This is a genomic window from Neobacillus sp. NPDC093182, assembly GCF_044754045.1.
This window is the reverse complement of sequence record NZ_JBIVOI010000001.1, coordinates 667,462-693,281: the sequence shown is the minus strand read 5'-3', so window position 1 is coordinate 693,281 and position 25,820 is coordinate 667,462. Positions and strand designations below refer to the sequence as shown.

Annotated in this window: 23 protein-coding genes and 1 riboswitch; of the genes, 22 read left to right on the top strand and 1 reads right to left on the bottom strand. The window is 41.2% G+C overall.

All coding sequences use genetic code 11. The annotated features are described in order from the left end of the window. The first annotated feature begins 3 nt into the window (after positions 1 to 3). The 15 genes from ACIQAA_RS03655 to ACIQAA_RS03585 all read left to right on the top strand — a co-directional run bounded on the left by ACIQAA_RS03655 (position 4) and on the right by ACIQAA_RS03585 (position 18,735). Entirely contained in the window at positions 4 to 411 is a 408-nt protein-coding gene (locus tag ACIQAA_RS03655; protein ID WP_402615098.1) for a DUF350 domain-containing protein, read from the top strand. Positions 412 to 938: 527 nt separating this feature from the next. After that, on the top strand, positions 939 to 2,291 hold the full coding sequence (locus ACIQAA_RS03650; RefSeq protein ID WP_402615096.1) for an aspartate aminotransferase family protein: 1,353 nt from the start codon (positions 939 to 941) through the stop codon (positions 2,289 to 2,291). Positions 2,292 to 2,303: 12 nt separating this feature from the next. Next, positions 2,304 to 3,824, top strand: coding sequence for a pyridoxal phosphate-dependent decarboxylase family protein (locus ACIQAA_RS03645; RefSeq protein WP_402615093.1), 1,521 nt, complete (start codon positions 2,304 to 2,306; stop codon positions 3,822 to 3,824). Next, a complete protein-coding gene (locus tag ACIQAA_RS03640) occupies positions 3,805 to 5,586 on the top strand; it encodes an IucA/IucC family protein (protein WP_402615090.1) in 1,782 nt (593 codons plus the stop codon). Before ACIQAA_RS03645 ends, ACIQAA_RS03640 begins: the two co-directional genes overlap by 20 nt. Continuing rightward, positions 5,583 to 6,134: a GNAT family N-acetyltransferase gene (locus tag ACIQAA_RS03635; RefSeq protein ID WP_402615087.1), complete on the top strand. Its 552-nt coding sequence runs from the start codon at positions 5,583 to 5,585 to the stop codon at positions 6,132 to 6,134. Before ACIQAA_RS03640 ends, ACIQAA_RS03635 begins: the two co-directional genes overlap by 4 nt. A 37-nt stretch (positions 6,135 to 6,171) precedes the next feature. Then, complete coding sequence (locus ACIQAA_RS03630) at positions 6,172 to 7,431, top strand: lysine N(6)-hydroxylase/L-ornithine N(5)-oxygenase family protein (protein ID WP_402615608.1); 1,260 nt, start codon at positions 6,172 to 6,174, stop codon at positions 7,429 to 7,431. Positions 7,432 to 7,444: 13 nt separating this feature from the next. Continuing rightward, complete coding sequence (locus tag ACIQAA_RS03625; protein WP_402615085.1) at positions 7,445 to 9,223, top strand: IucA/IucC family protein; 1,779 nt, start codon at positions 7,445 to 7,447, stop codon at positions 9,221 to 9,223. 254 nt (positions 9,224 to 9,477) lie between these two features. Continuing rightward, entirely contained in the window at positions 9,478 to 11,181 is a 1,704-nt protein-coding gene (locus ACIQAA_RS03620; protein WP_402615082.1) for a long-chain-fatty-acid--CoA ligase, read from the top strand. A 203-nt stretch (positions 11,182 to 11,384) separates the two neighbouring features. Next, complete coding sequence (locus tag ACIQAA_RS03615) at positions 11,385 to 11,969, top strand: fatty acid metabolism transcriptional regulator FadR (protein WP_402615079.1); 585 nt, start codon at positions 11,385 to 11,387, stop codon at positions 11,967 to 11,969. Between the two features lie 30 nt (positions 11,970 to 11,999). Beyond that, complete coding sequence (locus ACIQAA_RS03610; RefSeq protein ID WP_402615076.1) at positions 12,000 to 12,773, top strand: enoyl-CoA hydratase; 774 nt, start codon at positions 12,000 to 12,002, stop codon at positions 12,771 to 12,773. Between the two features lie 89 nt (positions 12,774 to 12,862). Next, positions 12,863 to 13,636: an electron transfer flavoprotein subunit beta/FixA family protein gene (locus ACIQAA_RS03605; protein ID WP_402615073.1), complete on the top strand. Its 774-nt coding sequence runs from the start codon at positions 12,863 to 12,865 to the stop codon at positions 13,634 to 13,636. A 59-nt stretch (positions 13,637 to 13,695) separates the two neighbouring features. Continuing rightward, complete coding sequence (locus ACIQAA_RS03600) at positions 13,696 to 14,673, top strand: electron transfer flavoprotein subunit alpha/FixB family protein (protein ID WP_402615070.1); 978 nt, start codon at positions 13,696 to 13,698, stop codon at positions 14,671 to 14,673. A 165-nt stretch (positions 14,674 to 14,838) separates the two neighbouring features. Further along, entirely contained in the window at positions 14,839 to 15,153 is a 315-nt protein-coding gene (gene trxA / locus ACIQAA_RS03595) for a thioredoxin (RefSeq protein ID WP_402615068.1), read from the top strand. 221 nt (positions 15,154 to 15,374) lie between these two features. After that, a complete protein-coding gene (gene uvrC / locus ACIQAA_RS03590) occupies positions 15,375 to 17,147 on the top strand; it encodes an excinuclease ABC subunit UvrC (RefSeq protein ID WP_402615065.1) in 1,773 nt (590 codons plus the stop codon). Between the two features lie 69 nt (positions 17,148 to 17,216). Beyond that, positions 17,217 to 17,395: riboswitch (Lysine riboswitch) on the top strand. A 119-nt stretch (positions 17,396 to 17,514) separates the two neighbouring features. Further along, on the top strand, positions 17,515 to 18,735 hold the full coding sequence (locus tag ACIQAA_RS03585; protein WP_402615062.1) for an aspartate kinase: 1,221 nt from the start codon (positions 17,515 to 17,517) through the stop codon (positions 18,733 to 18,735). 211 nt (positions 18,736 to 18,946) lie between these two features. Here ACIQAA_RS03585 and ACIQAA_RS03580 read toward each other — a convergent pair whose 3' ends face one another. Beyond that, positions 18,947 to 19,399 (bottom strand): YslB family protein, encoded by a 453-nt coding sequence (locus ACIQAA_RS03580; protein WP_402615060.1) that lies wholly within the window; start codon positions 19,397 to 19,399, stop codon positions 18,947 to 18,949. A 448-nt stretch (positions 19,400 to 19,847) separates the two neighbouring features. Between ACIQAA_RS03580 and ACIQAA_RS03575 the strand changes: the two genes are divergently transcribed. The 7 genes from ACIQAA_RS03575 to racE all read left to right on the top strand — a co-directional run bounded on the left by ACIQAA_RS03575 (position 19,848) and on the right by racE (position 25,731). Beyond that, complete coding sequence (locus ACIQAA_RS03575; protein WP_402615057.1) at positions 19,848 to 20,456, top strand: succinate dehydrogenase cytochrome b558 subunit; 609 nt, start codon at positions 19,848 to 19,850, stop codon at positions 20,454 to 20,456. Positions 20,457 to 20,516: 60 nt separating this feature from the next. After that, positions 20,517 to 22,274, top strand: a complete 1,758-nt coding sequence (gene sdhA / locus ACIQAA_RS03570) for a succinate dehydrogenase flavoprotein subunit (protein WP_402615055.1) — start codon at positions 20,517 to 20,519, stop codon at positions 22,272 to 22,274. Positions 22,275 to 22,280: 6 nt separating this feature from the next. Then, positions 22,281 to 23,042: a succinate dehydrogenase iron-sulfur subunit gene (gene sdhB / locus ACIQAA_RS03565; RefSeq protein ID WP_402615052.1), complete on the top strand. Its 762-nt coding sequence runs from the start codon at positions 22,281 to 22,283 to the stop codon at positions 23,040 to 23,042. Between the two features lie 257 nt (positions 23,043 to 23,299). Next, the gene (locus ACIQAA_RS03560) at positions 23,300 to 23,884 is read left to right on the top strand and encodes a class D sortase (RefSeq protein WP_402615049.1); all 585 of its coding nucleotides are present in this window, start codon (positions 23,300 to 23,302) and stop codon (positions 23,882 to 23,884) included. A gap of 164 nt (positions 23,885 to 24,048) precedes the next feature. Continuing rightward, complete coding sequence (gene gerE / locus ACIQAA_RS03555) at positions 24,049 to 24,273, top strand: spore germination transcription factor GerE (RefSeq protein WP_009796032.1); 225 nt, start codon at positions 24,049 to 24,051, stop codon at positions 24,271 to 24,273. A 196-nt stretch (positions 24,274 to 24,469) separates the two neighbouring features. Next, entirely contained in the window at positions 24,470 to 24,919 is a 450-nt protein-coding gene (locus ACIQAA_RS03550; RefSeq protein ID WP_402615046.1) for a MarR family winged helix-turn-helix transcriptional regulator, read from the top strand. 17 nt (positions 24,920 to 24,936) lie between these two features. Beyond that, positions 24,937 to 25,731 carry a glutamate racemase gene (gene racE, locus ACIQAA_RS03545; RefSeq protein ID WP_402615043.1) on the top strand — a complete coding sequence of 265 codons (795 nt, stop codon included), beginning with the start codon at positions 24,937 to 24,939 and terminating at the stop codon, positions 25,729 to 25,731. The last annotated feature ends 89 nt before the right edge of the window (positions 25,732 to 25,820 follow it).

Genomic DNA, 25,820 nt, shown 5'->3' with positions numbered 1-25,820 from the left:
GGAATGAACCAGTTTTGGGATAACGTGTATGTTCAAAGTGCTGCCAATTATAGTGTGGTTATCTTATGTGTCATTGTCTTTTTAGCTATTTTTGAGTTGGTAACGAGATATAAAAATTGGGAAGAAATCCAAAAGGGCAATATCGCTGTGGCAATGGCAACCGGAGGGAAAATCTTCGGAATTGCTAATATTTTTCGCTACTCGATTGAACAAAATGATTCATTGGTTACAATGATCAGCTGGGGAGTATTTGGCTTTGTGCTATTACTGGTAGGATATTTTATCTTTGAATTCTTAACACCTAAATTTAACATAGATCAAGAAATTCAAAATGATAATCGTGCGGTTGGATTCATTGCAATGATTTTGTCAATCGGCTTATCTTATGTGATAGGTGCAGGAATATCGTAAGGGGAGAAAAAAAGTGGAGACTTTAGCCAAAGTACTTTTTGGTTTATGCGCCTTATTCTTACTAATTGGTTTGGGGTACATGTTGTTTTTTTAACACGAAAATCATTGCTGATGTGTGAATTTTAAAAAATTCACCAATGATATTACTTTTTTAGAGAGAAAGGAAACAGCGTTGTTGCTGTTTCCTTTTTTTTATTGATAAGAATAGGGATAATGTTCTACCAAAGATCATACTCGAAAACCGTGACTGGGCAGGATGAACTAATTTTCTGAAATTTTATTGACAATGATAATCATTTTCAATTAGTATTTTCATGTAATCGATGTTCTGACAGACAGGAGCTGATTGAAATAAAGAGAGAAGAAGATTTAGAAGCAATTTTGCAAGACAAGGAATATCAGACTTGCTTGGACGCATCAGTGAAAAAATGATGGAACTGGCCGTAACTTTAAAAACGATGCTGAGAGAACGTTTTTTATTTTTAATTGAGAATGAGAATTATTATCAAAAAGAAAGGTGATTATATATGCTGACAAATGAATTCTACCTAAACAGTCAAAACAAACGGGAATCGAATGCAAGATCCTATCCTCGCAGAATTCCAATTGCCATCAGTGAAGCAGAAGGGATTTATGTAAAAGATGTGGAGAACAAAACGTACATAGACTGTCTGGCAGGCGCAGGCACACTTGCACTTGGCCATAACCATCCTGTTGTGATTGAAGCAATGGAAAATGTAATCAGAGGGAAACGCCCGCTTCACACGCTTGATCTTACGACGCCAATGAAAGAGGAGTTTGTGGAAGAATTGTTTGATTCACTGCCTGCCTCATTTGCAGAAAATGCGAAGATTCAATTTTGCGGCCCATCTGGTTCAGATGCAATTGAAGCAGCAATGAAGCTTGTGAAAACCGCAACTGGAAGGGGTGGAATGCTCTCGTTTCAAGGCGGATACCACGGAATGACTAATGGATCCCTTAGCCTCATGGGCAATCTTGGTCCGAAGACGAAAATTCCGAATCTGATGTCTGATGTTCACTTTCTTCCATATCCATATGCATACCGCTGTCCGTTTGGCATTGGGGGAAAAGAAGGAGCAGCAGTCGGTTCGACATTCATTGAACGGACCTTGAATGATCCGGAATCAGGGATTGTAAAGCCTGCGGGAATGGTAATGGAAGTTGTTCAGGGTGAGGGAGGCGCCATACCTGCACCTGATGAATGGGTGAAGCAAGTCCGCCGGATTACTTCTGAACAGCAGATTCCACTTATTGTGGATGAAGTGCAGACAGGATTCGGGCGCACGGGAAAAATGTTTGCATTTGAGCATGCCGGCATTACTCCTGATGCGGTTGTTTTATCAAAAGCAATTGGCGGAACTCTTCCTCTTGCGGTCGTTGTCTATCACAAGGATTTAGACCAGTGGGATCCTGGCGCTCATGCAGGAACCTTCCGCGGCAATCAACTGGCCATTGCAGCAGGTACGGCAACAATGAAGTTTATTAAGCGGGAAAAACTTGACGAACAGGCAGCTCTGCTTGGAGACTTCCTCATGCAGCGCTTAAAGGAAATGAAACAAGATGTCCAATCCATTGGTGATGTCCGCGGTTTAGGTCTAATGGTTGGAGCCGAAATCGTCGACAAAACCGCTCCTGCAGATGCACTCGGAAGTTACCCTGCAAATCCGCAGCTGGCTAAGAAGATTCAGCAGGAATGCTTTAAACGAGGACTGATCCTGGAGCTAGGGGGCCGCTATGGAAGTACCGTCAGATTCCTGCCTCCGCTGATTATCACAAAAGAGCAGCTTGAAAAGGTGTGCGATCTGTTCTTCGAAGCGGCTATGGCAGCGGAAAAAGCGCTGATACCAAGTTTCGTGTAGGAGGTGAAGAAAATGACAACCAGTGTAAAAACAAAAATCGATGCCTTTTTTCTCACAAATTCACAAGGCAGCATGGAAAGCTATCAACATTTAATGAACCAGGCGATGGAAACACTGACATCAGCCGTTCTTGCAAATGCTCCATTCAGCGGTGCTTCTCCTCAGCTTGTTAAGGAGAGACTTGAAGCTCAATTTCCTGAGTTCCTCCCTGAAGCTGCCGGCAGTCCCCGAGAGGTTTTTCACAAGCTTTCATCTGCGGTTGCTGACCATGCCGTCTTTGTCCATCATCCGTTGTGTGCGGCACATCTACACTGTCCGCCGATGCTGCCTGGTTTAGCAGCTGAAGTGCTGATTTCAGGATTGAATCTTTCAATGGACTCTTGGGACCAAAGCGGCGCTGCAACCATGGTGGAGCAGATGGTGATGGATGGGCTTTGCACACTTTTCGGTCTTAATGAAGGCGACGGGGTCATGACGAGTGGAGGAACACAATCCAACTTGATGGGGCTTCTTCTTGCAAGAGAGCGTGCAGCTTTAAAGCTTTGGAACTGGGATATTAAGAAGCAGGGTCTCCCTGTAGAACACAACCTTTTGAAAATTCTCTGCTCGGATGCAGCCCATTTTTCCGTACAGCAGGCAGCCTCTGTTTTAGGGCTTGGAGAAGAAGCCGTCATTCCTGTAAAAACAGATGCTGCCCACAGGATGTGCATGAACGATTTAGAAGAAAAGCTGAAGCAGCTTAAAAAAGAAGGAAAAATTCCTTTTGCTCTAATTGCCACAGCAGGTACAACTGATTTTGGAGCCATAGATCCACTCGAAAAAATGAGTCAGGCCGCTAAGCAATACGATCTTTGGTTCCATGTGGATGCGGCGTATGGAGGTGGCCTCATGATGTCAGATCAGCACAAATACAAACTGAAAGGCATTGATAAGGCGGACTCCATCACCGTTGATTTTCACAAAATGTTTTACCAGCCAATTAGCTGTGGGGCGTTTCTGGTAAATGACTGCAGCTCGTTTTCCTATATGAAGCGGCACGCAGATTACCTCAACCCAGAGGAAGATGATGAAGAAGAGGTACCGAATCTTGTAGGAAAATCCCTGCAGACAACAAGAAGATTTGATGCGTTAAAACCCTTTCTATCCTTTCAGCTGATAAGCAGGAGCGACTGGTCAGAAATCATCCGCCGCACCCTTTCCCTCGCAAAGGATGCCTATAAAATGCTTGAACATGACAGTTCATTTACGGTTATGCATAAACCTGAGCTGAGCACGGTTGTTTTCAGGTATACAGGGGACGGCATGCTTCCAGAGGAGTCAGTCAATCTTCTAAACTACCGGATTCGTGACAGGTTGCTTGCAAATGGAGAAGCGGTCATTGCACGTACAAAGGTAAAAGGACATGCTTGCCTGAAATTTACATTATTAAATCCTCTCGCAGAAGCAGAGGATCTGTCAAAACTGATCCAGAGAATAAAAGAAATCGGACAAAAAGAATGGAGGAGGCTTCAGAATGAACAGGGAAGAAGCTAAAAAACGTGCAGAGCATGCTACACTGCAAAGCTATTTAAATTGTTATATCCGTGAGACAGGAAAAGGCTCTATAACGGAGGAGGTTCCACCAGAGCTTAAACATACCCATTCAGGCAAATGGATGCAGCTTTCGCTTAATAATAAACCTGAATTATATATACCTTTAGCTTATTATTCAGAAACAGGACGTCACTTAGTTGGACCAGTAGTGTATATGGGTTCTAAAAAACTGAATTTCATGGACTGCATTGATGTGACGTTAATAGACTTGAATGCGGGCCAGCCGGAAGTAAAAAAGAATGAGCTGCTTAACCGCATTTCCCAGAGCTGCACGCTGATGGCAGCATTTATTGAAAACCGTTCTGGTGATGAAGACGAGCTGTATGGCACAGACTTTGATTTCCTTGCAGCAGAGCAGTCGCTTTTATTCGGACACCTGCTTCATCCTGCACCAAAAAGCAGGGAAGGGATGAATGAAGAGGAAATCAGATCCTATTCACCTGAATTAAAAGGCTCTTTTCCGCTGCATTATTTCAGAGCTCCTGCTGACCTTGTTTATTCTAAGTCCCTGCTTCCGGTTTCAGCCATTCAGCAAATCAAGCAAATGGTCCTTGATGATCCGGAAATAACAAATGACTTCAAAAACAAGTATGCAAAAGAGGACGGTCACGCGCTGCTTCCGCTGCATCCCTGGCAGGCAAAATATGTCCTTCAAGATCATGAGATTAAGAGTCTTGCAGAAGCGGGAGCTATTGAGGACCTTGGACAGCATGGGCGTTCTTTCTTTGCCACCTCCTCACTGAGAACAGTATTTCATCCTGATGTGCCGTTTATGCTGAAGTTTTCATTGAACATAAAAATTACGAATTCAGTGCGGGCTAATTTACTGAAGGAACTTGAACGCGGCGCAGAGGTAAAAGAACTGATGGAGGCCGGTCTCGGGAAGGAAATTTCAGATGAGTTTCCGCACTTCAGGTTTGTTCACGATCCTGCATTTCTCACCTTGAAACTGGAGGGCAGGAAAGAATCCGGGTTTGAAGTCATCCTTCGCGATAACCCGTTTTATCAAGAAAATGCAGATCAAACAACGACCATCGTCTCATTATGCCAAGATGGACTGAAAAGAGGAACATCAAGACTTTCAAGCATAATCCGCGGCATAGCAGATAAAGAAAACCGTTCCACAAGCGAAATCAGTTCGGACTGGCTAAAGCGTTACTTGGAGATTTCTCTAAAACCGATTCTCTGGCTTTATTATGAGAAGGGGATTGCACTTGAGGCTCATCAGCAAAACAGCATTGTTCAGTTGAATGACGGATATCCTGAGCGATTCTTTTACCGTGATAATCAAGGGTTTTACTTCTGTGAATCAAAGAAGAGCTTACTTGAGTCATTTCTTCCTGAAGCTGGACAGAAAAGCGAAACCTTCTGTTCAGATGCAGTAGCAGATGAGCGACTGCGCTACTATTTCTTTTTCAATCATTTGTTCGGTATTGTGAATGCGTTCGGGACGGCAGGACTGGCAGATGAACGCATGCTTCTTAAGATCATCCGGGAAGAAATGGAAGCCTATTCTGTTCCAGTTGGACATCCTTCTCAACTTATAAAAAGTTTCCTAGAACGTGAGAAACTGCCTTGCAAGGCCAATCTCATGACACGATTCCACGACTTAGATGAGCTTGTAGGTCCCCTTGAAACTCAGTCTGTGTATGTGGATGTTCCAAATCCGCTGTTAAAAGAGGAGGTAGTCGCTTCATTATGATTCAACAAGAAACAAACGCAGTGATTACGTTCCGCAAGGTTGATTTTGAGAAGGATGCGGTCTTGCTTCATCAGTGGCACCATGAGCCGCACGTCATTCCTTTTTGGCACCAGAACTTTCCGTTCAGCCAGTATTCAAAACACTTAAAGGGTTTACTTTCCGACAGGCATCAAACCTTATGGATCGGCATGTTGAACGGGCAAGAGATGAGCTACTGGGAAACATATTGGGCAAAAGACGATATCATAGGCCGCTATTATGATGCAAAACCATTCGATCAGGGAGTTCATTTGCTCATTGGAGACCCCTCTTATTTAGGAAAAGGTTTGGCAGAGCCTATGCTTCAGAGCATTATGAAGCAGATGTTTTCTGACAGCAGGACAGCGAGGATTGTTGCGGAACCTGACATCCGCAACGCTAAAATGATTCACGTGTTTAAAAAGTGCGGGTTTGTTCCGCAAAAGGAGCTTAGCCTTCCTGATAAACAAGCATTGTTTTTGATCAGCAAAAGAGAAGATTTTGAAAGGAGGCTTACAAGTGGTTTATGACGTGATTGGTGTAGGGCTTGGCCCGTTTAATCTGGGTATGGCTGCCCTTATAGATGAAATTGGCGGAATGGACGCTTTGTTTTTTGATCAAAAACCGGAATTTGCCTGGCATGAAGGATTATTAATCGAAGGAACGACTCTTCAGGTTCCTTTTATGGCTGATGCCGTTACAATGGTGAATCCTGCGAGTAAATACAGCTTTTTGAATTATTTGCATCACCAGAATAGGCTGTACCACTTCTATTTTCTAGAATCGTTCCATATACCCCGCAGAGAATATAACCATTATCTTCAATGGGTCTCAAAGCAGCTGTCATCATGCCGGTTCAGCAAAAGAGTCATTGATGCAGCTGAGCATGCGGATGGCTATGAAGTGAGTGTAGAAGATGTTTTGACAGGACATGTGGAGACTTATTACGCGAAGCATGTGGTTCTGGGAATGGGAAGTGCCCCGAATCTGCCGGAATGGACGGCGGCAGGCAGCCGGAATCTCTATCACTCTTCTGAGTTTTTGCATAGAAGGAATGAAGCACTGGGAGAGACAGTCACAGTAATCGGCTCAGGGCAAAGTGCAGCAGAGGTTTTCCTTGAGCTTTTAAAAGAACAGGTAACCGCGGGCTATAAGCTAAATTGGCTGACACGAACAGACGGTTTCTTTCCGATGGAATATTCCAAGCTCGGACTTGAACATTTTTCACCTGATTACACGGATTATTTTTACCGCTTGCCTCAAAGCCTGAAAGATGAAGTTGTTCCAAAGCAGGATTCTCTTTATAAGGGAATAAGCGCAGATACGATTGCTGACATTTACGATCTTTTATATGAAAGAACGATAGCCGGGCAAAAGCCGGACGTACAGCTCCTTGCCAAAACGGCGGTGAAAGATATCTCTGAATATGGCGGCGGTCTGGAGCTCGACTGTTATCACAGGGAGGAGGGTGAATCGTTTACGGTTGAAACAGATACCGTTATCGCTGCAACAGGATACAAAACCCTCTGGCCCAAAGCATTCAGCAGCCTGGCTCATTCGATGAAATGGGACGAAGCTGGACGCCCAGTTATTTCGAGAAACTATCAGGCCGAAATGCATGAGACAAGAGATGAGCACAAGGTATTTATTCAAAACGGCGAGCTTCATACCCATGGGGTAGGAGCGCCTGATCTGGGGCTTGGCGCTTATCGGAATGCCGTTATTATTAATTCGATTGCGGGTAAAACGATTTTTGAGATTCCGGAAAAAAATGTCTTTCAGCACTTTGGGATTCAGCATCTTGCCCGAAAGAAACAAACCGTATAGGAGAGTGAATGAAATGGAAGCGAACGTGAAAAAAAGGCACTGGGAAACAGCAAACAAACGGCTGCTTGCCAAAATGATTGCAGAGTTTTTATATGAAGACATGATTTCAGCAGAGAAAACAGATGGTCTTTATCACCTTTTATTAAACGGAGGGACGATGTACAGATTCCAGGCGGAAGAACGGCTTATGGACAGCTACTGGATAGACCCTGACACTATTCAGATAAAAACAGGCGGTGAATGGGCAAATGCTAAAAGCGCAGTTGCTTTTCTGCTTGAGCTGCAAAAGGAAATAGGCATCAAACCATTTACTGCCGCTTATCTGATTGAAGAATATAAACGGACGCTGCTCGCAGATGCCCATATTATGGCCAGCCAGGAAAATCAGCGGACTGAGTCCCTCCTTGAACTCGATTATGCCGAGCTTGAAGGGGAAATGACCGGTCATCCATGGATTACATATAACAAAGGAAGAATCGGATTTTCCTATACGGATTATCTACAGTATGCGCCGGAACAGAAGAAGGGGGTAAAGCTTGACTGGATAGCTGTTTCAAAAGAGAAGGGGAGCTTTCATTCAATTGAAGAAGTAGATTATGAAGATTTACTGAAAAGCGAGCTGGGTGATTCCCTTTGGGTAACGTTTCAGAAGGTTCTGCATGAGGAAGGTATTCAGCCTGAGGACTATTTCTTCATGCCCGTTCATGAATGGCAGTGGAATCATGTATTGGTACCACTATTTTCAGAAGAGCTGTTTGAAAAGCGCATCGTTTATCTTGGAAAAGGAGAAGATGTGTACCTGCCACAGCAATCCATCAGAACGTTCGTGAACATGCAAGATAAGATGAAATATCATGTGAAGCTTCCGATGAGCATTTTGAATACACTCGTTTATCGCGGCCTGCCGTCTGAGCGGGTGGTGCTTGCACCGGAAATCACGCAGCATATTCAGGGAATCAGGGATCGTGACTCATTTTTGCGTGATACATGCAGAGTTGTGCTCCCTGGAGAAATAGCAAGCATGAACTACGCTCATCCAGATTATACAAAGCTGCAAGGGGCTCCTTATCAATTCCTTGAAATGCTCGGTGTCATCTGGAGAGAAAGTATTTATTCGTTCCTGGATGAAGGAGAGCAGGCGATAACCCTGGCTGCGCTTTTATATGTTGGGGAGGACGGAAAATCCTATGCGCTTGAACTTGCCAAAAAGGCTGGCCTCAACGCAGAAGAGTGGACAAAACAGCTTTTTGATGTAGTACTTCCGCCACTTCTGCACTACTTATATCAATATGGAACCGTTTTTTCGCCGCACGGTCAGAATACCGTTGTCATTTTAAAGGACAGCAAACCGCATCGTCTCGCCATTAAAGATTTTGTGGATGATGTGAACATCAGTGATCAGCCGCTGTCCGAGTTGGAAAACATTTCAGCAGAGTTAAAAAATGTACTGAGAAGCGAGGCTCCGGAAGGACTCTGTCAATTTATCTTTACCGGATTGTTCGTATGCCACTTCCGCTATCTCGCAGACATTCTTCATCGGAGCAGGGAACTGGATGAAGCTGTTTTCTGGAACATGCTAAGAGAGACGATTCTTTCTTATCAGGCGCAGTTCCCTGAACTGAAAGAACGATTTGGGCTGTTTGATCTGCTGAGACCATCCTTTAAAAAACTTTGCCTCAACCGGAACCGGATGATTGAATATGGATATGGCGATGGCGATGACCGGCCTCATGCTTCTGAATTTGGAAGAGTAAAAAACCCGCTGGCTGCTGAAAAGCCTGCAGTTGTTTAAAAAAGTTTGGGTGACAGCATTCAATAGATGCTGCCACCCTTTTTGTTGTCATAACCTGCATATCGCCTAGAACATCAATGCACAACGACAACAAGCCGTGCAGGCAAGCCCCGAGATTTATCCCCAATCAGCGGTGATTTATTTATCGTGAAATAGTAAACATATATTATTATTCCAATTGTTTAAACAGTCTGACTATATTATAATGAAAGAGTAGTGGGAAATTTTTCAGTAGAATAAAAAGGAGGGTTACTATGTATGATTCTAAACCATGGTTGCAGCATTATCCTGAGGAAATTCCTGCAGAACTGGAATTTCGAAAAGAACCTGTTCAGCAGTATTTAGTAGATGCAGCAAGAAGTTTTCCAGAAAAAACGGCGATTCATTTTATGGGAAAGGAAATGACGTATAAAGAGCTTTACGATGAAGCGTTATCCTTTGCCAGCTATCTTCAGCAGATTGGTATTTCAAAAGGTGACCGAGTTGCGATTATGCTTGCCAATACACCACAATCGATCATAAGTTATTTTGGTATATTAATGGCTGGAGGGATTGTCGTTCAAACGAACCCGTTATATACCGAACGTGAACTTGAATACCAAATGAAAGACACCGGAGCGAAAGCGATCATCACACTCGACATCCTCTATCCACGCGCTTCTAAGGTGATGCCGCAAACTGATTTGCAGCACATTATTGTAACCGCTATCAAAGACTACTTGCCATTTCCAAAATATCTAGTTTATCCCTTTATCCAGAAAAAACAATATGGAATTGTCGTTAACGTTAAACATGAAGGCAATACCCATTTATTTAAAGAGATCGTTAAATTAAAGCCTAAAAAACTCGTAGAATATGACTTTGATTTTGAAGAGGATGTTGCGCTGCTTCAATATACGGGCGGTACAACAGGTTCTCCAAAAGGGGTTATGCTGACACATAGGAATTTAGTAGCGAACTCTTCCATGTGCACGGCATGGCTATACAAAGCAAAACCGGGTGAGGAATCTGTCTTAGGTATTGTTCCATTTTTCCATGTCTATGGAATGACAATCGTGATGATTTTATCGGTTATGCAGGCGTATAAGATGATTATATTACCTAAGTTCGATCCATTGACCACCCTAAAGACAATCCAAAAGCAGCGTCCTACCTTGTTTCCAGGTGCGCCAACGATTTATATCGGACTATTAAATCATCCTGATTTGAAAAAATATGATTTATCATCGATTGATTCCTGTCTAAGCGGTTCTGCTCCACTCCCTATTGAAGTCCAAGAGGAGTTTGAGGCCATTACAGGAGGGAAACTCGTTGAAGGATATGGACTAACAGAATCTTCTCCTGTCACACATGCTAATTTCCTATGGGATCGTGAACGGATAAAAGGCAGTATTGGTGTTCCTTGGCCGAATACCGAAGTACGAATCGTTTCAATGGATGATGGCGAAGACATGCCGGTTGGAGAAATAGGAGAAATTATCGTTAAAGGTCCTCAAATTATGAAAGGCTATTGGAACCGTCCTGACGCAACGGAGGAAACGATAAAAGATGGCTGGCTGTATACAGGTGACCTTGGCTATATGGATGATAAAGGTTATTTTTATGTAGTAGATAGAAAGAAGGATATGATCATAGCAGGAGGGTATAACATCTATCCTAGAGAAATTGAAGAAGTATTATATGAACACCCAGATGTTTTGGAAGCTGTTGCTACGGGAATTCCTGACCCTTATCGGGGCGAAACTGTTAAAGCATACGTTGTCTTAAAAGAAGGCTCACAGGTTACCTCGGATGACTTAAACCAATATGCCAGGAAATATCTAGCGGCATATAAGGCACCAAGATTATATGAATTTAGAGAAGAATTGCCGAAAACAGCTGTTGGAAAGATCTTAAGAAGAACGCTTGTCGAAGAAGAAATGAGAAAAATAGAGGAAGAAAACAAAAAACATGCCTAATCCCCTCATTTACTGCACTTCTTTTTTTTTTTTGCATAAAAAAGCTTGTCCCTAGGCTGGCAGTAAAGTAATATAAAAATGTCCTGTAATTCTTGACAGGAATACAACTAAAATCTATTATAAAAATATGAATGATTATTCATTCATATTTTTTCTTTTTTAAATTACTAATTGCACTTTCTTCGGGAGGAGGGAGAATTATTATGAAAAAAAATAAACCAAAATACATGCAAATCATTGACGCAGCAGTAATTGCTATTGCAGAAGTAGGTTATCATCAGGCACAGGTTTCTAAAATTGCAAAGCAGGCTGGTGTTGCTGATGGCACCATTTATCTTTATTTTAAAAACAAAGAAGACATTCTCATCTCACTCTTCGAAGAAAAAATGGGAAGCTTTATTGAAAAAATAGATGAAATGATAGCAGGAAAACAGACGGCGGCGGAGAAGTTATTAATGATGATAGAAGCTCATTTTAAAAACCTTTCTGATGATCATCACATGGCAATCGTAACCCAGCTTGAATTACGACAATCCAATAAAGAATTACGTTTACGTATAAACAATGTTTTAAAAGGCTATTTACAAGTGATTGATAAGATCATCATTGAAGGAAAAGAAACGGGTGAGTTTTCAAGCGACCTCGATGTCCGCCTTGCCAGACAAATGATTTTTGGCACGATGGATGAAACCGTGACAACCTGGGTTTTAAATGAGGAGAAATACGATTTAGTGGCACTCGCTAAACCGGTTCATCAGCTCTTGATTAGGGGCTGCGGAAGTCATTAATTTTCGAGAGTAAAAGGAGGAGGGATTCTATTGGAATACTTAAAATGGTCTAATCAAGACTCTATCGCGACGATCACCATTCAACGTCCACCGGCAAATGCCCTCTCACAAGGACTATTAAGAGAACTGTCGGCTGTTCTAGACGAAATTGAACCTAATCGTGACATTAAGGTAATCGTGATTCATGGGGAAGGGCGATTCTTCTCTGCGGGGGCAGATATTAAAGAATTCACTACGGTTTCATCTTCCGAGGGATTTGCCAATCTTGGAAAGTATGGTCAAGATTTATTTGATCGGATGGAGAAGTTTTCTAAACCAATCATTGCCGCTATTCATGGCGCGGCTCTTGGTGGCGGCTTGGAGCTGGCAATGGCATGCCATATCCGATTAGTAGGAGAAAATACCAAGCTTGGTCTTCCAGAATTACAGCTTGGATTAATCCCTGGATTTGCTGGAACACAGCGTCTTCCGAAATATGTTGGGGTTGCACGAGCCGCAGAAATGCTGTTTACGTCTGAGCCGATCACAGGATTGGAAGCGGTTCAATTCGGCTTGGCGAACCATGCGTATCAAGAAAATGAGGTATTAGAACAAGCACTAAAATTAGCTGGTAAGATTACTAAGAAGAGCACAGGTTCATTAAAAGCCACGATCGAATTATTAAATTATGCAAAAAACGAAGAGTTTTACGAAGGCTCTAAAAAGGAAGCGGAGTTGTTCGGAGAAATATTTGTTTCTCCTGATGCGAAAGAAGGCATTCAGGCTTTTATTGAAAAAAGGGAGCCAAATTTTAAAGGTGAATAACTTCTAAATAGAAGTTAAAATATTTTTTTATGTTAAATTTTCTTAATCTTTGAAACAGAAAAAATCTTTGCATTAATAGGAGGGAAATCATGAACATTTATGTACTATTGAAAAGAACGTTTGATACTGAGGAAAAGATTACTATTTCCGGCGGAAAAATCAATGAGGATGGTGCAGAGTTTATCATCAATCCTTACGATGAATACGCAGTTGAAGAAGCAATCCAAGTCCGCGATGCAAATGGCGGAGAAGTAACTGTTATTTCAGTGGGTACGGAAGAAGCTGAAAAGCAATTACGTACAGCACTCGCTATGGGCGCAGACAAAGCTGTATTAATTAATACAGAAGATGATGTTGAAAATGGCGATCAATTTACAACATCTAAAATCATCGCTGAATATCTAAAGGATAAAGAAGCGGATCTTATTATCGGTGGAAATGTAGCGATTGATGGCGGTTCTGGTCAAGTAGGTCCACGTGTTGCTGAATTGTTAAACATTCCTTATGTTACGACCATTACGAAGCTTGAAATCGATGGAACCAATGTAACCGTTACCCGTGACGTTGAAGGGGATTCTGAAGTGATCGAAACAAGCCTGCCGTTATTGGTAACTGCGCAGCAAGGTTTGAACGAGCCTCGTTATCCATCTTTACCTGGTATTATGAAAGCGAAGAAAAAGCCGCTTGATGAACTAGAATTGGATGATCTAGATCTAGAAGAAAGTGATGTTGAAGCAAAAACAAAAACAATTGAAATTTATTTGCCAGCTAAAAAGGAAGCTGGAAAAGTGTTATCTGGAGAATTAAATGATCAGGTAAAAGAACTTGTTCACCTTCTTCATACAGAAGCAAAAGTAGTTTAAGCGTAAAATCCACGAATTCATTCAGAATAGCCAAAAACGATTTGCAGGAGGGTAAAGGAATGACTAGAAAAGTATTAGTATTAGGGGAAACGCGTGACGGCTCTTTACGTAATGTTTCATTCGAAGCAATTGCTGCAGCAAAAACGGTAGCTGAGGGCGGAGAAGTAGTTGGTGTTTTAATCGGCGAAAATGTTAGCGCTTTAGGAACAGAGTTAGTTCAATACGGTGCGGACCGTGTGGTAGTGGTTGAAGATGAAAAATTAAAACAATATACCTCTGACGGTTTTGCGCAAGCATTACTTGCTGTACTAGAAAAAGAAAGCCCAGAAGGTTTGGTTTTTGGTCATACTTCACTAGGAAAGGATCTTTCCCCAAGAATTGCTGCTAAGCTGTCATCCGGCTTAATTTCAGATGCCACTGCTGTTGAAGTTGCTGGCGGAAATGTTGTCTTTACGAGACCTATCTATTCTGGTAAGGCGTTTGAAAAGAAAATTGTTACGGACGGGTTAATTTTTGTAACGGTAAGACCAAATAACATTGCACCTCTTGCCAAGGATGAAAGCAGATCAGGTGAGGTGGCCTCCTTATCCGTTGAAATTAAAGATCTTCGTGCGATTATCAAAGAAGTGGTTAGAAAAGCGAGTGAAGGCGTAGATTTAAGTGAAGCCAAAGTCGTTATCTCTGGCGGACGTGGTGTTAAGAGTGCAGGAGGCTTCGAACCACTTAAAGAATTAGCGAATGTACTAGGCGGCGCAGTTGGTGCATCCCGTGGTGCCTGTGACGCTGACTATTGTGACTACTCTTTACAAATCGGTCAAACTGGTAAAGTTGTAACACCTGACCTTTACATTGCTTGTGGAATTTCTGGCGCAATCCAGCATTTAGCAGGGATGTCTAACTCCAAGGTAATCGTGGCGATTAATAAAGACCCAGAAGCAAATATCTTTAAAGTAGCAGATTACGGTATTGTTGGTGATCTATTTGAAGTAGTGCCACTTTTAACAGAAGAGTTTAAAAAGTTAAAAGTTCATTCATAATAGATAAGGCGAGCAGTGGAAACTGTTCGCCTTATTACATATAATAAGCCAGAATATGAAACGTTTTTTAGGGAAAATTACATCCGAGACAGATTATTAGCATGATGGTTTAAACAATGCTATACTTTCGATAGAAATTAGTATTTATTTAGGAGGCATAAACAAATGGCTATTTCAAATGTAACTGATGCAAATTTCTCTACAGAAACAGGCTCTGGTCTAGTTCTTGCAGATTTCTGGGCTCCATGGTGTGGACCTTGTAAAATGATCGCTCCAGTTCTTGAGGAACTTGATTCAGAAATGGGCGACAAAGTTAAAATCGTTAAATTAGATGTAGACGATAACCAAGAAACAGCTGCTAAATACGGCGTTATGAGTATCCCTACATTACTTGTTTTCAAAAACGGCGAAGTAGTTGACAAAGTAGTCGGCTTCCAGCCAAAAGATGCTTTAGCAGGTGTATTAGAAAAGCACGTATAAGCATAGATAACCTTAGCTAGGATCGTTCTAGCTAAGGTTTTTTATTTTTTGAAAGACTGTGTTAAAGCCAAAATATTAATTTTGGCACCCTGTTGATTGGAGCGGAAATCAACAGGCCAGTTTTACACAGCCATTGGAAAAAGAATCAGGCTTTTCTTTATCCGCTTTATCATTTAAAATTTTAGGATAGATAAATAAAAGACGGAGAGGAGCAGCTTGAAATGAATGAGACTATCAAACAAAAATTAACACTGCTGCCTGATCAGCCTGGCTGCTACTTGATGAAGGACCGTCAGGGAACGATCATATATGTAGGAAAGGCAAAAATACTAAAAAATCGTGTACGGTCCTATTTTACCGGGTCACACGATGGTAAAACACTGCGGCTCGTCAACGAGATTGAGGACTTTGAATATATTGTCACCTCATCAAATATCGAAGCACTGTTACTCGAATTAAATTTAATTAAAAAATACGACCCAAAATACAATGTCATGCTGAAGGATGATAAGACCTATCCGTTTATAAAATTGACAGCGGAGAGACATCCGAAACTTATTATTACAAGGAAGGTCAAAAAGGATAAAGGAAAATACTTTGGTCCTTACCCTAACGTCATGGCAGCGAATGAAACAAAAAAGCTGTTAGACCGAATCTATCCATTACGAAAATGCTCAACCCTTCCGGACAGGGTTTGTTTATATTACCATTTAGGGCAGTGCCTGGCACCATGTGTAAATGAAGTACATGAAGAGCAATACAAACAAATGACGGACGAAATCACTCGCTTCCTCAATGGGGGATTTAAAGAGATTAAAAAAGAACTAACGGAGAAAATGACCAGCGCTTCTGAGGAATTGGATTTTGAGCGAGCCAAAGAATTCCGCGATAAAATTATTCATATTGAAACCATTATGGAAAAGCAAAAAATCACGATGACTGATTTTACGGATCGTGATGTTTTTGGCTATGCCGTCGATAAAGGCTGGATGTGTGTTCAAGTATTCTTTGTACGCCAAGGAAAACTAATTGAACGTGACGTTTCCATGTTCCCTATATACAATGAGCCAGAAGAAGAAATTCTTACCTTCTTAGGTCAATTTTACGAAAAATCGAATCATATTAAGCCGAAGGAAATTCTGATTCAGGATGAAATTGACTTAAATCTTGCCGAACAGCTCCTTCAAGTTAAAGTCCTAAAGCCTCAGCGCGGCCAGAAACTAGATCTTATTAAGATGGCGATCAAAAATGCAAAAATTGCTTTGAATGAAAAATTTTCACTGATTGAAAAGGACGAAGTAAGGACGATAAAGGCTGTTGAAAATCTTGGCGAGCTGATGGGTATTTATACCCCGCATCGAATTGAGTCTTTCGATAACTCGAATATTCAAGGGACAGACCCTGTATCTGCAATGGTGGTCTTCATCGACGGGAAGCCAAATAAGCGTGAATACCGAAAGTATAAGATTAAATCGGTTAAGGGACCTGATGACTACGAATCGATGCGTGAAGTAACAAGAAGAAGGTATTCTAGGGCGTTAAAAGAGGAACTGCCGCTGCCGGATCTCATTATTATTGATGGTGGAAAAGGACATGTGGAGGCTGTCAGAGATGTCTTAGAAAACGAGCTTGGTTTAGATATTCCACTGGCTGGTCTAGTGAAAGATGATAAGCACAAGACTTCTCAGCTTTTATATGGAAATCCACTTCAAATTATCCCTCTTGGGAGGAACAGCCAAGAGTTTTATCTATTACAAAGAATTCAGGATGAAGTTCACCGGTTTGCGATTACCTTTCATCGTCAAACACGCGGGAAAAGTGCGTTTCAATCACTGTTGGACGACATTCCAGGTGTCGGTGAAAAACGTAAAAAGCAGCTGTTAAAGGAATTTGGTTCGGTTAAGAAAATGAAGGAGGCCACATTTGAAGAGTTTAGAGCCATCGGAATTCCCGCTCCTGTAGCGGAGGAATTAATTAAAAAACTTCAATCCTAGTGATTGTCAGAAAAATGACACTATGCTATAATGAGTGAAAATTATATTACTATCACTTTTTAATACTAAAGTGAAGGTAGAGGTGCGAGCTTCAATAGTAGTGATTCGGAGAAGGATGAGCTTCGGTGATGAATCATGAAAGGGGATGTTCGCCGAAGTGAAGAAAGTCTCATTTCTTTCTTTGCTGGTCTTGCATTTAATAAATGCCGGATTGTCAAGGCTTAATGCCTTGGAGAGCTATCTTACATTGTAGACGCAGAATTTTTTTGTGTATTCAAGCAATGAGATGCCCTCTCATTGCTTTTTTATTTTTTTGCGGGGAAACATATAATGATAGCTAAACCTATAACTGAAAGCAGGGGAAAAGATGGGTTTAATTGTACAAAAGTTTGGCGGTACTTCGGTTGGAAGTGTAGAAAGAATTCTAAATGTAGCTCAAAGAGTAAAAGATGAAACCGATCAAGGGAATCAGGTTGTTGTGGTTGTTTCCGCAATGGGGAAATCCACTGATCAGCTGGTGGATCTGGCAAAAGAAATTTCCGCAGCTCCTAACAAACGGGACATGGATATGCTGTTAAGTACAGGAGAACAGGTAACGATTGCGTTATTGTCAATGGCTCTAAATGAACAGAATCTTCCTGCTGTTTCGTTTACAGGATGGCAGGCAGGAATTGTCACGGAGCCGGTTCATGGAAATGCCCGCATTACGACCATTAATACAGAAGCGGTAAAAAATCAGCTTGCTGCTGGTAAAGTGGTAATTGTCGCTGGCTTCCAAGGGATTACAGAAAATGGAGAAATTACTACTCTTGGCCGTGGCGGCTCAGATACGACGGCGGTGGCCCTCGCTGCTGCACTAAAGGCCGATAAATGTGATATTTATACAGATGTAACGGGTGTATTCACCACTGACCCGAGATATGTGAAGAGTGCACGTAAATTACAGTCAGTGTCTTATGATGAAATGCTCGAGCTTGCCAATTTAGGTGCTGGAGTACTGCATCCAAGAGCAGTGGAATTTGCGAAAAACTATCAAGTCAAACTTGAGGTTCGCTCAAGTATGGAAAGAGTAGAAGGAACAGTGATTGAGGAGGAAGCGTCAATGGAACAAAACCTTGTAGTCCGTGGAGTGGCATTTGAAGATGAAATTACGAAGGTAAGTGTGATAGGACTTGCTAATTCTTTAACAAGTTTATCAACCATTTTTACAACCCTGGCTGAAAACCATTTGAACGTAGACATTATTGTTCAAAGCACAACAGAAGCAGAAACAGCAAATCTTGCTTTCTCTATTAAAACCCAGGACCTTATGGAGACATTAAATGTCCTTGAAAATAACAAGGGTGTACTGAACTACGAACAGCTCGATGCTGAAAATAAATTGGCAAAAGTATCAATCGTTGGATCAGGGATGATTTCAAACCCTGGGGTAGCAGCGCAAATGTTTGAAGTTCTTGCAAAAAACCAAATTCAAATTAAAATGGTCAGCACTTCTGAAATCAAAGTTTCAGCAGTAGTCGAAGAAAAACACATGCTAAAAGCAGTAGAAGTACTGCACCAAGCATTTGGTCTAAACAACCAGGCATAGGCTGAAAGGCTTAATTGCTGCCTGAATGAGGCTAGTATTCAGACAGGTTTCCTATTAAGACATGCCACCTCTAGCAAATAAAAAAAACCTTCCTTGGAGAAAACTCCAAGGAAAGCTTTTTGCCCAAACTGTCCGCCTGAGGTGGACAGTGTCCACGGGTGGTGACAGGCACCATCAACACCAACAACTGCACCAACAACTACACCCTAATCTAAATGGTGTCTTTACGATCCCATTTGACGGTGAATAGGACTTTGTTTGCTTTTTTTACTGGGTGTTCGAAGGTTTCTGCGATGACTTGTTTTTGGAGTTCAATTTGTTGGGCTAGGAAGCCTGCTTCAATTTGGAAGTAATGTTCAGCTTTTGATTTGACTCGCGAAACAATCAGCGGGCTGACAAGTTCAAATTCAATTTCATCTTTACGCTCTCTTTTTAATTCGAGCTGCCCCCATGAGGCTTTTGAGAAAAAATCGATGATTTCATCAAGGCTATTTAAAGGATGACTACGAGCTAATCGTTTTCCAGCCCAGTAAAGGATTTCAGGTGTGTCTTTTCCTAAGATTTCCGGCAGTATGAATTCTCGAATCAATTCATACCCAAACAGTGAAATATTTCTTGGTTCATTCGATTGTAAATTAAGTTCGACGGCAGTACTTTCATTCATTTTGCTTCCCCTCTTTCTACCATTCTATTATATACAATTACGGCTTTAAGTTAAGAACACTTTTTATGAAATATAGTGTAAAGCGTTAGAGTGGTAAAGGATTGTTATTTTGCAATATAATAGCATGTCTTTCATCATAATTAACATTCCCATTTAAGACAATGGGCTATTGATAAAATTGAATTATTTATTGTAATTCTACTGGATTTAATACAAGATAATTCCATTTGCAAGAAATAAAACTTATAATTTATTATAATATCAATATATTTTAAAAATTTTATTTTTTACCGACTTTTGTGTATCCGTTTTCTTGACGCTCTTTCCCGATGGGAGTAAAATGGACTTGTCACATAATTGTCACACTGGTGCTAAGTTAAAAATTCTATTTAAAATCAATAGAGAAAAAAGGCTTATCATCATTTTAAAAATTCAAGGGGGGTTAATTATGGCGGGGAATCGAGAGTTTTTGAATCGAAGATTGCATTCATTACTAGGAGTAATTCCAATAGGAGTATTCCTACTGCAGCATCTAGTGGTCAACAATTTTGCTACAAGAGGGCCAGAGGCCTTTAACAATGCGGCGGATTTTATGGGGAACCTTCCTTTTAGAATTGTCCTAGAAACAGTGATTATTTATTTACCAATTTTATTTCATGCAATCTATGGCCTTTATATTGCTTTTACTGCAAAAAATAATGCCGGAAAATACGGATATTTCAGAAACTGGATGTTCCTATTACAGCGTGTATCAGGTGTCATTACGTTAATCTTTATTACATGGCACGTATGGCAGACTCGCGTTGCAGCAGCATTTGGTGCGCATGTTAACTATGACATGATGGCAGACATCCTATCTTCACCATTCATGTTTGGTTTCTATGCGGTTGGTGTCATTTCAACTATTTTCCACTTTGCAAATGGTTTGTGGTCATTCTTTGTTAGCTGGGGTATTACAGTTTCCCCACGTTCACAAGTAATTTCTACATATTTCACCATTGGCGTTTTCATTGTCCTATCAATCGTAGGAATCAGCACACTTTTAGCTTTTGTTTAAAAAAAACTTCATACTCTGTATTGAAAAATATCGGATTTTGGATTAAGGGAGTGAGTCACAATGAGTAAGGGTAAGGTGATCATAGTTGGCGGCGGCTTAGCCGGCTTAATGGCAACCATCAAAGTTGCAGAAGAAGGAACACCAGTAGAATTATTCTCACTTGTTCCAGTTAAACGTTCCCACTCTGTTTGTGCCCAAGGTGGTATGAATGGAGCAGTAAATACAAAAGGAGAAGGCGATTCTCCATGGATTCACTTTGATGATACCGTTTATGGCGGAGACTTTTTGGCTAACCAGCCGCCAGTTAAGGCGATGTGTGAAGCAGCACCAGGAATTATTCATTTAATGGACCGGATGGGTGTTATGTTTAACCGAACTCCAGAAGGACTTTTGGACTTCCGCCGTTTCGGCGGGACACAGCATTCACGAACAGCATTTGCTGGTGCAACTACAGGTCAGCAGCTGCTTTATGCCTTGGACGAGCAGGTTCGCCGTCATGAAGTAGCTGGATTAGTAACAAAGTACGAAGGCTGGGAATTCTTAGGCGCAGTTGTCGATGACGATGGAGTTTGCCGCGGAATTGTTGCTCAAAACCTCACAACGATGGAGATTAAATCCTTTGCGGGCGATGCTGTTATTATGGCAACTGGCGGCCCTGGAATCATCTTCGGAAAAACAACTAACTCTGTTATCAATACAGGTTCTGCTGCATCAATTGTATATCAACAAGGTGCATATTATGCAAATGGTGAGATGATTCAAATTCATCCAACTGCTATTCCTGGTGATGATAAGCTTCGCTTAATGAGTGAATCAGCACGTGGTGAAGGCGGACGAGTTTGGACATATAAAGACGGAAAACCTTGGTACTTCTTAGAGGAAAAATATCCTGCGTACGGAAACCTGGTACCACGTGATATTGCGACACGTGAAATTTTCTCTGTCTGTGTGGATCAGAAGCTGGGTATTAATGGCGAAAACATGGTATACCTAGATCTTTCACATAAGGATCCAAAAGAATTAGATATTAAACTTGGTGGAATCATTGAAATCTATGAAAAATTCATGGGTGACGATCCACGTAAAGTTCCGATGAAAATTTTCCCTGCCGTGCACTATTCAATGGGCGGGCTATGGGTTGATTATGACCAAATGACAAATATTCCTGGACTTTTTGCTGCCGGTGAGTGTGATTATTCACAGCACGGTGCCAATCGTTTAGGTGCGAATTCATTACTTTCTGCTATTTATGGCGGTATGGTCGTTGGACCGAATGCGGTTAGATATATCAAAGGCCTTGAGAAGAGTTCAGATGCTATATCATCTACAGTATTTGATCGTCACGTGAAGGAACAAGAAGAAAAGTGGTCTTCCGTTATGTCTTTAAATGGTACGGAAAATGCGTACGTTCTTCATAAAGAGCTTGGCGAATGGATGACTGATAACGTGACAGTTGTACGCCACAATGACAGACTATTAAAAACAGATGACAAGATTCAAGAGTTATTAGAACGTTATAAAAATATTAACATTCAAGATACAAGCAAATGGAGCAATCAGGGAGCAGTCTTTACGCGTCAATTACAAAACATGCTTCAATTGGCACGAGTAATCACAATCGGTGCTTACAATCGTAATGAAAGCCGCGGCGCACATTATAAGCCTGAATTCCCGAACCGTGATGATGCAAACTTCTTGAAAACAACAATGGCAAAATTTGTTGATAGCACATCTGCACCAGCTTTCCATTATGAGGATATTGATGTTTCTTTAATCAAGCCTCGTGAACGCAACTACGCAAAAAAGAAAGGGGAGTAGGAACACATGTCTGAAAATAAAACAGTAAAATTTATTGTTACCCGTCAAGATAGCCCTGATTCTGCTCCTTATGAAGAGGAGTTTGAGCTAGCGTATCGTCCAAATATGAACGTAATTTCTGCATTAATGGAAATTCGAAGAAATCCTGTTAACACAAAAGGACAAGCTACTACTCCGATTACCTGGGATAGTAACTGTCTTGAAGAGGTTTGCGGTGCATGTTCTATGGTGATTAACGGTAAGCCTCGCCAATCATGTTCGGCACTTGTTGATCAGCTTGAGCAGCCAATCCGTCTGGAGCCAATGAGAACATTTCCGGTTGTACGTGACCTTCAGGTTGACCGCAGCAGAATGTTTGATGCATTAAAGAAAGTAAAAGCTTGGATTCCAATCGATGGAACATACGATTTAGGACCTGGTCCTCGTATGCCTGAGAAAAAGCGTCAATGGGCTTACGAACTTTCAAAATGTATGACTTGTGGTGTTTGCCTTGAGGCTTGTCCGAATGTAAACAGCAATTCTGATTTTATTGGACCTCAGCCGCTTTCACAGGTGCGTTTATTCAATGCTCATCCAACTGGCGAGATGAATAAAGCTGAGCGTTTAGAAACGATTATGGGCGATGGCGGACTGGCTAACTGTGGTAACTCACAGAACTGCGTCCAATCATGTCCAAAAGGAATCCCATTAACAACATCAATTGCAGCATTAAACCGTGATACCACGATCCAAGCATTTAGAAACTTCTTCGGAAGCGACCATGCGTAGAAAAGCGGAAGCGCCTTGTTCAGGGGCGACAGGCATAAGACGAGCCGGCGAGAAGGTTGGTTTTTAACCTTTTTGCCGGATTGGCTTATGAACCCGAGCCCCTAGGCGCTGGAGCTGGATCGATACGTGAATTTTTAAAACCTTCTTTTCTAGACGAAAAGGAGGTTTTTGTATCTTTATGGGTAGGACTTTTAAACTGCCTTTAGTATACTGATAGTAAGATCTTTTCAAAGTTGGAAAAAGGATGGTATAGAAGGGTGAAGAGGCTACCTTTACTTATAATATTGGCAGGACTAGTTGTAATTGGAATCGGTGTTTGGCAAATCGTTGAGACTAATTTTATGAAGGATGCTTCATTAAAAGAGGCTAAAAGAATAGTAGCCAAGGCAGAGTCTAAATATGATGAAGAGGAACCTGTCAAGAACCTAAAAAAAATCGATCCTCCTAAATTCGGGGACACGGTAGGTTTGTTGACGATACCGAAGATTAAATCTGAATTAGCAATTATTGAAGGTACCGACCCGAACGATTTAAAAAAAGGAGTCGGGCATTATAAGGGATCGTACTTTCCAGGTGAAAATGGACAGATCGTTTTATCTGGACATCGAGATACTGTATTTCGTCGTTTAGGAGAGCTGGAGCCTGGAGATATCTTTGAAGTTCAAATGCCAAACGGGAAATTTAAATATGAATTAACGAATACAAAGATTGTAGATGCAGAAGATAGGACTATCATTACCTTGCAAAATATAAAGGAAGAATTAATCGTCATCACCTGTTATCCATTCCGTTTTGTAGGTAACGCACCACAACGCTATATCATATATGCTAAACCCATTTAAAGTCCTTTTAACATGAGGACTTTTTTATTTGATTTTTTTCACAAAATTATTCTCCTTAAAGCATTTCTAGTCACTCTAGGTGTGTCATTTACATAAGATATCGTGACTAAATATATACCCACCCCACGGTTCATAACTGGCGAAGGCAAGGAGGGTCACAATACTTGAAGGAGAATGAATATACTCACAAGCCGTTACTCACCAAACGTGAAAGAGAAGTATTCGAACTCTTAGTACAGGATAAAACTACTAAGGAAATCGCTGGTGAATTATTTATAAGCGAGAAGACGGTTCGAAATCATATTTCCAATGCTATGCAAAAGCTTGGTGTTAAAGGGCGTTCACAAGCAGTTGTAGAGCTCCTTCGTATGGGAGAGCTAGAACTTTAATCATGACCGGCATCCTACGGGAGGCCGGTTCATGTTTTTATAAGGGAAAAACCTAGATATATACATATGAATTTACAGTGGGATATGTTTCAACTTGAAATTTTATCGAAAAAAGTAGAAAATAGAGCAAGATGAAAGAACGGTTAAAGTCTACGAAAACAAGGCAAAGGGAGCCTCAAATAGGAGTGTTATAGAAATGACTGTCGAAAACTCACAAAAGGTTAGCGCTGAGATTGTCGCAAGGATAGAAAAAGATTTACGTTATATTTCAGGTATTATTAAGCAAAAAGGCAGAGAAATGCTCAGCCATTATAAAATTACCCCGCCGCAATTTGTGGCACTGCAGTGGCTTTTTGAAGATGGCGATATGACCATTGGAGAGCTGTCTACTAAAATGTATTTGGCCTTTAGTACGACAACCGACCTTGTCGACCGGATGGAAAAAAACCAGCTGGTTGTTAGGGTAAAGGATCCTAAGGACCGCCGTGTCGTCAGAATACACTTACTTGAAGAAGGCGAAAGAATCATAGATGAAGTAATAAAGAAACGTCAAGTTTACTTAGAGGAAGTTTTAACTAATTTCTCAGTAGAAGAAATTCAACAACTTCAAACCAACTTGATGAAACTGCATGAAGATATGCGTTAAAAAAAGAGGCGAAGATTTTGAAACAAGCAATTGGTGTCATAGATTCCGGAGTTGGTGGATTAACGGTTGCAAAAGAGATTATGAGACAGCTTCCGAATGAGAAAATTATTTACTTAGGGGATACGGCAAGGTGCCCATACGGCCCTAGACCTCTGAAGGAAGTAAAAAGATTCACCTGGGAACTAACAACATTTTTGTTAGAAAAAAATATAAAAATGCTCGTCATTGCCTGTAATACAGCAACGGCCGCTGTCCTGGATGAAATTCGAAATGAGCTAAGCATACCAGTGATTGGCGTAATCTACCCTGGAGCACGCACTGCTATCAAGCGGACAAAGAACTATCGAGTAGGGATTATCGGCACAGTGGGTACGATCAAAAGCGGTGCCTACGAAAAAGCCTTGAAAGCATTAAACAGCCGGTTATATGTGACTGGACAAGCATGTCCGAAGTTCGTTCCTCTCGTTGAAAGTGGTGAATATGACGGGGAGATTGCTGAAAGAATTGTCATCGAAGCGCTAAAGCCTTTGCAAAATCAAAATTTAGATACGCTAATCCTCGGCTGCACCCATTACCCTTTGCTTGAACCACTTATTCAAAAGGTAATGGGTGAAAGGGTGAATGTAATCAGCTCTGGAGATGAAACGGCAAGGGAAATTAGTGCCATTCTCCAGTATAACAATATACTGGAATCAGATGAGATTGAACCAGAGCATGAATTTTATACCACGGGGTCTAGGTATATCTTTTCAAAAATCGCTTCGCAGTGGCTCGGAGTACCCATCAATAATGTTAAAAAGATTAAATTATAATTAAGTTCCTATTAAAGGAGCTTATTTTTTTTTCAAAAAAATGAAAGAATGTCCTATTTTTCTTTCTAAAGGCGGTCTAATTATTTTAA

What these genes read in the sequence shown, in the direction of transcription:
- ACIQAA_RS03640 (WP_402615090.1), top strand. Translation starts at nt 3,805, where the DNA reads ATGAACAGGGAAGAAGCTAAAAAACGTGCAGAGCATGCTACACTGCAA.
- ACIQAA_RS03575 (WP_402615057.1), top strand. Translation starts at nt 19,848, where the DNA reads ATGGCGGGGAATCGAGAGTTTTTGAATCGAAGATTGCATTCATTACTA.
- ACIQAA_RS03585 (WP_402615062.1), top strand. Translation starts at nt 17,515, where the DNA reads ATGGGTTTAATTGTACAAAAGTTTGGCGGTACTTCGGTTGGAAGTGTA.
- sdhA (WP_402615055.1), top strand. Translation starts at nt 20,517, where the DNA reads ATGAGTAAGGGTAAGGTGATCATAGTTGGCGGCGGCTTAGCCGGCTTA.
- ACIQAA_RS03605 (WP_402615073.1), top strand. Translation starts at nt 12,863, where the DNA reads ATGAACATTTATGTACTATTGAAAAGAACGTTTGATACTGAGGAAAAG.
- ACIQAA_RS03620 (WP_402615082.1), top strand. Translation starts at nt 9,478, where the DNA reads ATGTATGATTCTAAACCATGGTTGCAGCATTATCCTGAGGAAATTCCT.
- uvrC (WP_402615065.1), top strand. Translation starts at nt 15,375, where the DNA reads ATGAATGAGACTATCAAACAAAAATTAACACTGCTGCCTGATCAGCCT.
- ACIQAA_RS03655 (WP_402615098.1), top strand. Translation starts at nt 4, where the DNA reads ATGAACCAGTTTTGGGATAACGTGTATGTTCAAAGTGCTGCCAATTAT.
- ACIQAA_RS03635 (WP_402615087.1), top strand. Translation starts at nt 5,583, where the DNA reads ATGATTCAACAAGAAACAAACGCAGTGATTACGTTCCGCAAGGTTGAT.
- ACIQAA_RS03600 (WP_402615070.1), top strand. Translation starts at nt 13,696, where the DNA reads ATGACTAGAAAAGTATTAGTATTAGGGGAAACGCGTGACGGCTCTTTA.
- ACIQAA_RS03645 (WP_402615093.1), top strand. Translation starts at nt 2,304, where the DNA reads ATGACAACCAGTGTAAAAACAAAAATCGATGCCTTTTTTCTCACAAAT.
- trxA (WP_402615068.1), top strand. Translation starts at nt 14,839, where the DNA reads ATGGCTATTTCAAATGTAACTGATGCAAATTTCTCTACAGAAACAGGC.
- ACIQAA_RS03625 (WP_402615085.1), top strand. Translation starts at nt 7,445, where the DNA reads ATGGAAGCGAACGTGAAAAAAAGGCACTGGGAAACAGCAAACAAACGG.
- ACIQAA_RS03650 (WP_402615096.1), top strand. Translation starts at nt 939, where the DNA reads ATGCTGACAAATGAATTCTACCTAAACAGTCAAAACAAACGGGAATCG.
- sdhB (WP_402615052.1), top strand. Translation starts at nt 22,281, where the DNA reads ATGTCTGAAAATAAAACAGTAAAATTTATTGTTACCCGTCAAGATAGC.
- ACIQAA_RS03580 (WP_402615060.1), bottom strand. Translation starts at nt 19,399, where the DNA reads ATGAATGAAAGTACTGCCGTCGAACTTAATTTACAATCGAATGAACCA.
- ACIQAA_RS03550 (WP_402615046.1), top strand. Translation starts at nt 24,470, where the DNA reads ATGACTGTCGAAAACTCACAAAAGGTTAGCGCTGAGATTGTCGCAAGG.
- ACIQAA_RS03615 (WP_402615079.1), top strand. Translation starts at nt 11,385, where the DNA reads ATGAAAAAAAATAAACCAAAATACATGCAAATCATTGACGCAGCAGTA.
- ACIQAA_RS03630 (WP_402615608.1), top strand. Translation starts at nt 6,172, where the DNA reads ATGGCTGCCCTTATAGATGAAATTGGCGGAATGGACGCTTTGTTTTTT.